Genomic DNA, 10,224 nt, shown 5'->3' on the forward strand with positions numbered 1-10,224 from the left:
TGTTCTCTGATCGCCGCTATCCCGGCGAACCGCGCTTCCCGCATCTGGCCATGATCGGCATGGTCGAGACAAAGGTCGAGCGCAACGGCAAGACCGAACGCGAGAGGCGATACTATCTCTCCTCCGCGCCTTAAGGTCCGCCGAAAACTCGCCAATCTCGACCTCGACTATCTCGAAACACTCGTCCGACAAAAACCGCCGTTAACCTGAAGCGATTCCCCTGCGTCTCGACCCGTTGCGGATGTAGGTCGGTGCCGCTATGGCACCGGTGGCGCACGACTTTGCTCACTCGCTTGGCGACTCGTTCATTATTGAATGGCCTCTTTGGCGGCCAGTTGCCGGAACACTAAGCACAAAAAGCGGAAATCCTGAGCCCGGCCGGCAAAATTCGCTTCCAACGCGCAATACGCTGCGGCAGTCGCAGCTTCTTGCCCGTAAAGCGCGATCGCGGCGCTGACAGCTCGTCCAGGATCGGTCAATGCTGCCATATGCGGCGACAATCCCGAACGGCTGTGGAGTTTTTCGCCAATCCGCTAGCTCGGCCGCGAATGCATCGCCGCCATCGATCCTAAAGGAACCCAGACGATCAAGACGAACTGCAGACGCGCAGTTTCCTTTGCCCGTTTCCGGCGCCAGATGTGAAATGTATGAACAAAAATGAAGCATAATGTACATGTTCATGAAATCGATAGCGCATAAGCGTTACTGACAATAATCTTATTTTAACTTGAATAATAATGATCGACGGCCATTATTGCTGTTTGGAAGGGGAAGGTATGATGATGCACAGCGGTGTACCAAAACAGCCTACACAAAATATGGCTTCCGCCGGTCGGACGGCCGAAAGCTTGCTTCAACTGATCACAGCCGGCGAGCTCACTTTTGCTATGGAAGGGCACGACGGTCTCTCAGCCGCGATCGTGGAGCGCGCGGGCTTCAAGGTGCTTTGGGCGTCAGGCCTGTCGATCTCATCAAGTCTCGGCTATCGCGATGCGAACGAAGCTTCCTGGTCCGAGGTTGTCAATGTTGTAGAGCGTATGGCAGATGCTGTGCGGATTCCGATCCTGGTCGACGGCGACAGCGGATTTGGAAATTTCAATAATGCGCGCCTCATGGCCAGCAAACTACGCCGATGTGGCGCAAGCGGCGTTTGCCTCGAAGACAAGGTGTTTCCAAAGATCAATTCGTTCGTGGGGGACCGACACCCCCTCGCCGAAACCGCGGAGTTTTGTGGGCGGCTCAAGGCGATCAAGGACCGAATTCCGGATCCGGAATTCGTGCTGGTCGCGCGTATTGAGGCGCTGATCGCCGGCCGCGGAATGGATGAGGCGCTGGCGCGCGCCTATGCCTACGCCGAGGCGGGGGCTGATGCCATCCTCATCCATTCCCGCAGGTCCGACGCCGACGAGATCTTCGCCTTCACCCGCGCCTGGCAGAACCTGCTTCCAGTCGTCATCGTACCAACGAAATATTACCGCACGCCGGTCTCCGCGTATCGCGCCGCAGGGATCTCCATGGTGATCTGGGCCAACCACAACTTGCGCGCCGCCACTGCTGCCATGCGCCATATTTGCGGTCGGATCGTTCGGGAAGAAACAATCGCCGGTATTGAGAGTGAGGTGGCAACGCTGGACGAAGTGTTCGATTTGCTCAAATACCAGGAACTGGCTGCGGCCGAAGAGAGATATCTACCACAGAAGGCGAGCGGCGTCCGTCAGCCGGTTTAAACCGCCCTTTTCTGAAAAGGAAACGAGACGAGGAGGCGCAACATGCTTGCGAAACGGACAAGCTTGTTCCGTTCATCGGGGACCGCCGCCGCGCGGGCGGCGGCAAGGGCATCTGCCGATGCTGGCGATGACATCATTGATCTAACGGCCGGTGAAATCTGGAGTGACCTTGCTCCAACAATTCGCGACGGTGCGTTCGAGGCCATCCGCAAAGGTGTCAATCGCTATACTGATACCGCTGGCATGATGGAACTGCGCGAGGCGCTGGCGAAAAAGGTGTCTCTCGATACCGGACAGATGTGGAATGCCGAAGAGCTCATCACCACGACAGGGGCCAAACAGGCGCTCTTCAGTGCGGCTATGGTGGTGCTCAACCCAGGCGACGAAGTCATCATCCCGACGCCCTACTGGTCGACTTTCCCGGCGCAAGTGCTGATCGCCGGCGGCAAACCGGTCTTCGTCGAAACCCGCTCCAATGGCTATGTCGCGCGGGTCGAAGACATCGAGGCTGCAGTCACCACCCGGACCCGGGCAATCATCATCAACACGCCTGGTAATCCCACGGGTGCTGTTTATGACGCACAGACGCTGATGGCGATGGCCCAGCTAGCGATCTATCGCGACTTGTGGATCATTTTCGATGAGTGCTATGGCGAGTTCGTCCACGGGCATCATACCCATCACGCGATCGTCTCCGTTGTTCCGGAGGTTAGGCCTCGGACGCTCATCGTCAACAGCTTCAGCAAGGCTTTGGCACTGACCGGATGGCGAATTGGCTACCTCGCCGGTCCAAAGGAGATCATCAACGCCGTGAAGGCGCTGCAATCGCACACCACATCAAATCCGAATGTCATCGCCCAGCATGCCGTGTTGGCGCATCTAGAGCGAGGAGACGGCAGCTATGAGCGCCAACTGCGATCGCAGTTGACCAGCGCCAGGGAAATCGGTCTCAACGTGCTCTCATCGCTAACGCGGGTACCGGTGCCGAAGGCGCAGGGCGGCTTCTACTTCTATCTCGATTTAACGAACCTGCTAACGCGCGAGCCGTGGAATGTGATCACTGACGACGCGGACAAGATAGTGCATTCGCTGACCAAAGCCGGCGTTGCAACGGTGCCCGGCACCGCCTTCGGCGATCCCGCTGCCATACGCTTCTCCTATGGAACTCCGCCAGCAAAGCTCGAAGCCGGGTTGAGCCGCATCGTCGAGGTGCTCAACGCTTGGGAAAGACCCCGCAAGATCGCGGAACACAGAAGGGGAACACATGCGGCCCCTAAAAAGGCCGTCATTCTAGCCGCGGGTTTCGGCTCTCGTCTGCGTCCACTGACCGATCTGCGGCCGAAGCCCCTGGTGGAGGTCAATGGCACGCCCATACTACACAACGCGCTTCGAAACCTGGAAGCGGTCGGCGTTGAAGAGGCGACTATCGTCATAGGCTATCGCAAGGACGCGATCCAATATGCATGCGGCAGTCTCTTCGGTGGCCTGAAGATCAATTATGTCGAGTCGGTGGTTTTCGACCGGACCGGCAGTGCCTACTCGCTCTGGTTGGCGCGCGATGCGCTCCTTTCCGGAGACTGCTACCTCCTCGAAGGTGACGTCTTCTTCGAAGAAGATGCTCTGCGCTATCTGATGATGAGCGACGCGGCAAATACCGCTGCCGTTGCGCCGTTCGATCCATCTATGGAAGGCTCCGCAGCCATTCTTTCCAGCGACGGCTTCATATCCGAGGTCCGGTTAAAGCAGACGGCAGCAAGCCTGGCCTCAGGCGGTCCGCCACTCTTCAAAATGATGAACCTTATCCGGTTCTCTGGCGCCGATCTCCGAACAAAGATCGTCCCCGTCCTTGGCGACATCATCGGCTCGGGTGCGACCAAAGCTTATACCGAGGAGCTGCTCGGTATCCTTATCGAGCGCAACGGACTGCAGCTTGCGGCGGCGCGATGCGATGATCTGAGATGGTATGAGATCGACAGCGAAGAAGACCTACGCGCAGCCGAGAGGATTTTCAAAGTCGAGCGATCTGCGAGATGCGGCTCCGGCCACATCGCAGCCGCCGCCGGAGAGTAGCAAGATGATCCGCTATCTCTTCGATGCTGCAAATGCCATCACCGCGCTTGGGCTGATCTTCGCCACGACCGCGATCTATTTTGCCTTGGTCGGACGCTTCGAGCTTGGCATTTGTTTCGCCTTATGGGCGCTTCTGGCGGATGATGCCGATGGCATGGTCGCGCAGCATTCCCCGAGCCGTTCGGCTTTGACGGCCCAGGTGGGAGCCGCATTCGATGGGCTAGCGGATTTGGTCTATGCGGCTGTCTTTCCGGCAGTTCTCCTCTTGTCTTTCAACGCGTTCTCTATTCCGTCGCTGTTCGCTGCGGTTTGCCTTGTCCTGTCAGGGGCCCTCCGCCTCAGCTATTTTTCTGCGTTCGGGCTGGACGATGACGGATTCGGCAGAGGATTGCCGTTGAACAACGACCTCTTCGTGTTGGCCGCCCTCTTTGCCGCAAACAGTTATGTGGCAATCCCTCACCTTGGCAGTCTCATGATAGGCGCGGCGTTGCTTCTGTCCCTGCTACATCTCTCAAATTTCAGATTTCCTGGTACCGGCAACTGGTTGCGCCTGGCCAACCTTACACTCGTTGCTGCGGGGTCTTTCGCCCTGCTCGCAAATCCACCTGCATCGTAAAGTGTAGGAAAAAAGCATGGAAAGCTCTTTCGAAATCCGCACACGCACTGTCTTCGATCACTATCAGCGCGACCAGGAGAATGATCCTCACATATTTGACAGGCTGGTCTCCCTCATTGAGGAGGAATATTTCGGCCTGGCAGCCGGTAGCTTCCGCGGCCTTGACGTCTTAGACGCGGGCTGCGGCTCGAATGCGAACGCGTCTTATGCGTTTCTTGAAAAGGGAGCGCATAGCGTCGTCTCACTTGAACTGGGCGACGATTGGATGGATTGCGCGCGCAAACGGCTTAGCCGCTTCGGGCCACGCTCTCAATTGGTCGCCGGCAGTGTACTCGATCTCCCGTTCGACGAAAGGAGGTTCGATTTTGTTCATTGCGCCGGGGTTCTGCCGCACACCAGCGATCCGAAAAAAGGCTTCGAGGAACTTGCCCGCGTAACTCGTCCCGGGGGCAGCTTCTTTCTGACCATCATGGGCACCGCAAACGGCGTCATCTATCGATGCATCAACCATTTGCGAGAACTCTACCAAAATGATGAACAATTTCGCAGCGCGATCGACAATCTGAATGGATCCACCGCACGGCAAGCCATCGACTGGCTGTTAAACGTAAAAGAGAATGAAGAAAGAGAACATATCCCTGGCGAAAACAAATTCTTCCGAAGTCTTTTCGACGATGATTTGTTTGTGACGATTCGGGATCGTTTCCAGGCGCCAACCTACCACGAGTTCTCATTTACAGAGGAGCAAATCCGAGACTGGTTTGTCGAGTGCGGCTTCGACAACATTCGTAGGATCTCAAGGTATACGAGAAATTTCCACAACCTTCGGCGCTTTCTCGCGCCCATGTACCGTCATTACGACCATCCGCTTGCTCGGTTCTGGTTCGGCGATGGCTGCATCCAGATGATCGGCCACAAGCCAAGCACGCAGTCGGCATCACTTGTAGAGAGCGAAATCAATGTGCGGAATCTTCGGGATAGTCCTTAAAGAGGAAGGTATGCCGGTCTCCGCGGAGGCGGTAGAGCATTGCGCGGACGCTCTTGCTCATCGCGGACCCGATGCCAGAGGTCTATACATTGATCGTTCGGTTGCATTCGCACATCGACGGCTATCGGTTATCGATCTTGATTCTCGAGCCAATCAACCTCTTCGCGATAACGGGACCGGAGTGGTAATTACGTACAATGGAGAAATATACAACTATCGTGAGTTGAAAAAAGAATTGCAGCAATTGGGTTACCGTTTTTTGACGACGTCAGATACAGAAGTCTTGATTGTCGGCTATATCGCGTGGGGACAAGCATTCTTGGATCGCTTAGACGGGATATTTTCCTTTGCGCTGTTCGATCCTCGAAATTGCCTTGTTCTCATCGCCCGGGACCGGTTAGGAGTAAAGCCACTTTACTACACGATTTGCGATACTGGACTCGTATTTGGATCGCAGCCGAATGCTCTTATTCGCTGGCCAGGGGTCATGCGCGGACCGGATATGATCGGCGCGCTCAGCTTTCTATCCTATCGCGCAGTTGTAGGATCCCGCACGCTGTACGCTGGCATTTCCAAATTAGAGCCCGGCTATCTCCTCGAGATAAGAAGCGGGCGCTACAGGTCCGAACGTTGGTGGGATTTGTCTGAGGGCATCTCACGCTCGAAGCCGGACTCCGACATTAAGGAATTGCTCGGAAGCGCCGTTCAACGCCAGCTGGTAGCTGATGTCCCGGTGGCCGTATTGTTGTCCGGCGGGCTTGATTCCAGCATCCTTGCCTATGAGGCCGGCGCTCGCTCACGAATCCATCCCATCTGCTATACCGGCAGGGTCGAGCCCTCCGAATATGACGAGACGGGCTATGCCATGGAGGTTGCCGCTGAGTTCGGGCTCACTCACCGCGTCGTCCCAATTCCAGAACCGTCCGATATTGAGGCTGTGGGAGAGCTGGTCCGTTTGCGTGGACATCCACTTGGAATGCATAACGAAACCGCCATGTATACGCTCGCAAAGGCAATTTCGAAGGAGCACAAGGTCGTACTCACCGGCGAGGGTGCTGACGAAATTTTCGCGGGCTATAGCCGCTTGTTTCGGACGCCGTATGATTACAATCGAAGCAAATTCATCGCCGCATTGCCCTCTTCCTTGGCCCAGATCGCACGCCGGCGCCTTGGCCTTGGGGCCCATGGCAATCAGCTGCAGTTTTTCTTGGACCGTTATACGTACTTTCCGGTTGATGAGATCCGCTCGCTTGCTATCGATGGCCAGATGGGAACGGAGTACGAGATGGAACTCGTCGATCATTTTGCGGCTCAATTTGCGGAGGCCGAAGGAGACTTCTTTAGCAAAATATCACGTGTCTTCGTCTCTACGCATCTGCCAGCGCTGCTGGAGATGGTCGACAACACCACGATGGTAGCTGGGATTGAAGCTCGCGTTCCTTTCACCGATCACCAGCTTGTAACCGCCGCAATGGCAATACCCGGCTCCCAGCGGTTAAGGTGGAGGTCACCAATCGCTTCCGTCCAGGCACTTTGGCAGCCGGTCGCTTCCTTCAGCGAACGTCTTGACGTCTCAAAATATCCCTTACGAAGCGAATACCGGAGCGTCTTGCCCAAGTCCGTTTTATCTCGGAAAAAGATGGGATTTCCGCTTCCGCTGGGCCAATGGGCGGTGGGCGAGGGAGCAGCGCAATATCGAGGGCTGCTGTTTCACGAGGACTCTCCCCTAGGGAATTTATTCGATCCGCCTGCCTTGAGGCGTTGGTTTGAGGTCGGACGAGAAAGACCTTCTGATTCATTCGGTCGTAAGTTTTGGCTTCTGGCCAACCTTGCGCTTTTCTTCAGGGAGACATTCTCATGACAATGGAAGAACCAGCATGTGAGCTATTGCTTCTTCGAGAAGACTGAGTGATCCCAGGCCGCGTCGTCAACGCCGATGCCGACGAACCAGCAGAACAGAAGATCGTATTCCAGCCGCTCCATCAGGCGCCGTTCCGAGCGGATCGAATAGAACGCCTGTAGCAGCATAGCCCTGAGCAATTTCTCCGGCGGAATCGACGGCCGCCCGATCGGCGAATACAACCGCGAAGTCCAGCTACAACGCCGAAAGTGCCTCGGTCACAATCGCTCGGATCGTCCGAAGCGGATGAACGCGAGGCAATCATCTGTCGCGTTGCGGGAGCGCGTCGGATTTTGTTTGACGCAATTCCCATCCGTCGATGGACTTCTGCAGGTCGGTGGATATGGCTTGCGCGGTGTTCGGCGCGGCCCATGAATGAGGGCAACGCTGACCGAGAATGAGATCAGCAAAGCAAAGGCGGTCGCGAACAAAACGTGGCCCTCTTTGGAAAGCACGAGCTTAACCGCCGCCAATCCGGTTCGTTCATTCACGATCCGTTAGCCTGTGTGTCGTGGTTAATCCATGCTTAACCGGCTGTGCGCGGCCATTTGCTAAACCCGCATAGGGGGCGTAGGCTCAGACATCGGCCGCCGATTTATCCGGATGCTGCCGACAGTGAGAGATACGTGCTCTTGCCCGATAGGGAGAGGAGCCATGGCTCAATCCACTTTTCGCAACCATGTTTTGAATACCCTCACGCCTGAGGATTTCGCGCTTTTACGGCCATCGATGCATCACGTCGAACTGGCCATCAAAGCCCGGCTAGAGATCGCATATCAGCCGATCGAGCACGTCTATTTCCCCGAGACCGGTATCGCATCGGTGGTCGCCGCCATGACCGGAGGGCGGCAAAGCGAAGTCGGCCTGATCGGATATGACGGCATGACGGGCATTGCGGTCGTCCTCGGCCAGGACAGGTCTCCCAATGAAACCTATATCCAGGTTGCCAGCAAAGGCTGGTCCCTGCCGGTTGAACCGCTTCGCATTGCGATTGCCGGGAGCCAGACCCTTCGCCCGTCACTGCTTCGCTACGCCCACGAATTCCTGATCCAGTCGTCGCGAACGGCGCTGGTCAATGGCCATTCGAAAATCGAGGAACGGCTGGCCCGCTGGTTGCTTATGGTCAACGACCGCGCCGAAGGAGATATCATCTATCTGACGCATGAATTTCTGGCGACCATGCTTGGTTCCCGACGCCCCGGCGTCACCACGGCTCTCCAGATGCTTGAATATCGAGGGCTGGTCCACGCCAAGCGCGGCGAGATCACGATTGTCGACCGCACCGGAATGATAACACTCACGCACGGCGCGTATGGCGACGAGGAGCAGCGTCACTTCGACATCACCAACAGCCGACTGTCGGAATCGGACATGCCCTTGAAGGCTGTCAGATCTTGGCGCTAAATCATATTGGTCTGGGTTCAGGGAGGTGTTCTTGATGACCAACTCTTTTCATTCCATCACGGTTGAAAGAGCCGCCGAGGCCTATGTTCTTTGCAGAGGCAAAGCTCGCTTCCTCTCGATTGCACAAGCAATCCGCGCCATCCGAACACTCATGCCGACCTGTAAGACCTCTGACCGCCAATTAGAGGAAATGTTGGCGGCAGCATCCATCGTTCACGGCGTGGCTGTGGCTTTCGATAAAACGACGGCCGACAGCGTAGCACCCCAGCTCCATTCTTAGGTGGCCGGATGCTTGCGTTCGCCCAGAAGGCTGCTTCTTCGGACGTTCGCCAAGCGATCATCCGCCAGCTGATTGAGGACATCGGCAGGCCGTGCATCTCGATAGCAGAGGTGATTCAGGCAACCAGACGAGCTTTTCCACTTTGCGAAATGACGGATTGGGAGCTCGGCAACTTCGCTGCGCGAAGCGCGATTGATGCCGGATTTGCGATTGAGTTCGACGCAGCTGTACCTTGATCGCAAGCTCGGCTGCGCGTCCTTCGAGCGATCATGGGGCGATCATCAGGCTCCCGTGCGAACAGTTGGGTTTAGAACTTCTCCGCACAGTCCATGCTTGCCGGCGCGATCGCCGCGTAAATTCCTTGGAGTTTCCATTACATACCTCCCTTCCAAGCGCCAGCATCTGCAATGAGGAGGTTGTTTTGGTTCCGAAATGCTTTTGGGCGGCACCGGCAAATTCCGCTTGGCGGCTGCTGTCAAGCGTCTCCTACGCCATCAGTCAGGGGTGTAGGGCACCGATCCGTTTTTGGGTAGTGTGCTGAGAGTTCTGCAAATTCGCTGAGAGAGGGCGGTCATGGCAGGCTGGTGATGTTCAACGTCACCTGATTCCCGCGAAGGAACGCCACCATGACCAAGATTGAGAGTAAGACCGCCAGCGCTGCCGTCAAAGACATTCTGCTTTCGAACCCTGAGGGTCTGCACGAAGTGATCCGTGCGGTGATGCAGGAGGTGCTCGAGGCGGAGATGGAGGAGGCGCTGGGTGCTTCGAAGGGCGAGCGCACACCGGAGCGCCTCGGCTACCGCTCGGGTTATTACGGCCGCACCCTTGTCACCCGGGTCGGCAAGCTTGAGCTGCGGGTTCCGCAAGACCGGGCCGGCCGCTTCTCCACCGAGCTGTTCGAGCGCTACCAGCGTTCCGAGCGGGCCTTGGTGGCGACACTGGCGGAAATGTATGTGCAGGGCGTGTCGACCCGAAAGGTCAAGGCGATCACGGAAGAGCTGTGCGGTCATGCCTTCTCGGCCTCATCGATCTCGGCCATCAACAAGCGCCTGGACGAGAGCCTGAAGGCGTTTGCCGAACGCCCGCTTCAGGAGCCTTTTGCCTACCTTATCCTCGATGCCCGCTACGAGAAGGTGCGCGAAGCCGGCATCGTCATGAGCCAGGCGGTGCTGATCGCGGTTGGCATCGACTGGGACGGCCGGCGTCAGATCCTGGCTGTGGAGATGGCCAATCGCGAAA

General features: G+C 56.8%; 10 protein-coding genes and 3 pseudogenes. 11 read left to right on the forward strand and 2 right to left on the reverse strand.

What is annotated here, in order from left to right; genetic code table 11:
• Positions 1–128 (forward strand): annotated as a pseudogene (locus O7A70_RS33060) (ISAs1 family transposase); the annotation flags it as partial.
• A 180-nt stretch (positions 129–308) separates the two neighbouring features.
• Here O7A70_RS33060 and O7A70_RS33065 read toward each other — a convergent pair.
• Positions 309–488, reverse strand: a complete 180-nt coding sequence (locus O7A70_RS33065; RefSeq protein ID WP_337131791.1) for a hypothetical protein — start codon at positions 486–488, stop codon at positions 309–311.
• A 330-nt stretch (positions 489–818) separates the two neighbouring features.
• Between O7A70_RS33065 and aepX the strand changes: the two genes are divergently transcribed.
• From aepX to asnB, 6 genes and pseudogenes are all read left to right on the forward strand, one after another.
• Positions 819–1,727 carry a phosphoenolpyruvate mutase gene (gene aepX, locus O7A70_RS33070; protein WP_337144099.1) on the forward strand — a complete coding sequence of 303 codons (909 nt, stop codon included), beginning with the start codon at positions 819–821 and terminating at the stop codon, positions 1,725–1,727.
• A gap of 42 nt (positions 1,728–1,769) precedes the next feature.
• Positions 1,770–2,954, forward strand: a pseudogene (locus O7A70_RS33075) (aminotransferase class I/II-fold pyridoxal phosphate-dependent enzyme); the annotation flags it as partial.
• A 12-nt stretch (positions 2,955–2,966) separates the two neighbouring features.
• Positions 2,967–3,797 (forward strand): phosphocholine cytidylyltransferase family protein, encoded by an 831-nt coding sequence (locus tag O7A70_RS33080; protein WP_337131798.1) that lies wholly within the window; start codon positions 2,967–2,969, stop codon positions 3,795–3,797.
• A gap of 4 nt (positions 3,798–3,801) precedes the next feature.
• The gene (locus O7A70_RS33085; RefSeq protein WP_337144092.1) at positions 3,802–4,413 is read left to right on the forward strand and encodes a phosphatidylcholine/phosphatidylserine synthase; all 612 of its coding nucleotides are present in this window, start codon (positions 3,802–3,804) and stop codon (positions 4,411–4,413) included.
• Positions 4,414–4,429: 16 nt separating this feature from the next.
• On the forward strand, positions 4,430–5,401 hold the full coding sequence (locus O7A70_RS33090) for a class I SAM-dependent methyltransferase (RefSeq protein WP_337144093.1): 972 nt from the start codon (positions 4,430–4,432) through the stop codon (positions 5,399–5,401).
• Positions 5,402–5,411: 10 nt separating this feature from the next.
• Complete coding sequence (gene asnB / locus O7A70_RS33095) at positions 5,412–7,262, forward strand: asparagine synthase (glutamine-hydrolyzing) (protein WP_337144094.1); 1,851 nt, start codon at positions 5,412–5,414, stop codon at positions 7,260–7,262.
• A gap of 26 nt (positions 7,263–7,288) precedes the next feature.
• Here asnB and O7A70_RS33100 read toward each other — a convergent pair.
• Positions 7,289–7,562: pseudogene (locus tag O7A70_RS33100) on the reverse strand (transposase); the annotation flags it as partial.
• A 342-nt stretch (positions 7,563–7,904) separates the two neighbouring features.
• Here O7A70_RS33100 and O7A70_RS33105 point away from each other — a divergent pair.
• The 4 genes from O7A70_RS33105 to O7A70_RS33120 all read left to right on the forward strand — a co-directional run.
• Positions 7,905–8,705, forward strand: a complete 801-nt coding sequence (locus tag O7A70_RS33105; protein WP_337144095.1) for a Crp/Fnr family transcriptional regulator — start codon at positions 7,905–7,907, stop codon at positions 8,703–8,705.
• Between the two features lie 34 nt (positions 8,706–8,739).
• Positions 8,740–8,985 carry a hypothetical protein gene (locus O7A70_RS33110; RefSeq protein ID WP_337144096.1) on the forward strand — a complete coding sequence of 82 codons (246 nt, stop codon included), beginning with the start codon at positions 8,740–8,742 and terminating at the stop codon, positions 8,983–8,985.
• 8 nt (positions 8,986–8,993) lie between these two features.
• The gene (locus O7A70_RS33115; protein WP_337144097.1) at positions 8,994–9,221 is read left to right on the forward strand and encodes a hypothetical protein; all 228 of its coding nucleotides are present in this window, start codon (positions 8,994–8,996) and stop codon (positions 9,219–9,221) included.
• 390 nt (positions 9,222–9,611) lie between these two features.
• Positions 9,612–10,224, forward strand: a 613-nt coding sequence (locus tag O7A70_RS33120; RefSeq protein ID WP_337144098.1) for an IS256 family transposase, incomplete at its 3' end; no start/stop codon positions are given.

The sequence above is a fragment of the Mesorhizobium sp. Cs1299R1N1 genome, assembly GCF_037179655.1.
Classification (GTDB): domain Bacteria; phylum Pseudomonadota; class Alphaproteobacteria; order Rhizobiales; family Rhizobiaceae; genus Mesorhizobium; species Mesorhizobium salmacidum.

Excerpts from the sequence above, each read along its gene's own strand:
- O7A70_RS33065 (WP_337131791.1), bottom strand. The coding sequence starts at position 488 with ATGGCAGCATTGACCGATCCTGGACGAGCTGTCAGCGCCGCGATCGCG.
- aepX (WP_337144099.1), top strand. The coding sequence starts at position 819 with ATGGCTTCCGCCGGTCGGACGGCCGAAAGCTTGCTTCAACTGATCACA.
- O7A70_RS33085 (WP_337144092.1), top strand. The coding sequence starts at position 3,802 with ATGATCCGCTATCTCTTCGATGCTGCAAATGCCATCACCGCGCTTGGG.
- O7A70_RS33090 (WP_337144093.1), top strand. The coding sequence starts at position 4,430 with ATGGAAAGCTCTTTCGAAATCCGCACACGCACTGTCTTCGATCACTAT.
- asnB (WP_337144094.1), top strand. The coding sequence starts at position 5,412 with ATGCCGGTCTCCGCGGAGGCGGTAGAGCATTGCGCGGACGCTCTTGCT.
- O7A70_RS33105 (WP_337144095.1), top strand. The coding sequence starts at position 7,905 with ATGCTGCCGACAGTGAGAGATACGTGCTCTTGCCCGATAGGGAGAGGA.
- O7A70_RS33110 (WP_337144096.1), top strand. The coding sequence starts at position 8,740 with ATGACCAACTCTTTTCATTCCATCACGGTTGAAAGAGCCGCCGAGGCC.
- O7A70_RS33115 (WP_337144097.1), top strand. The coding sequence starts at position 8,994 with ATGCTTGCGTTCGCCCAGAAGGCTGCTTCTTCGGACGTTCGCCAAGCG.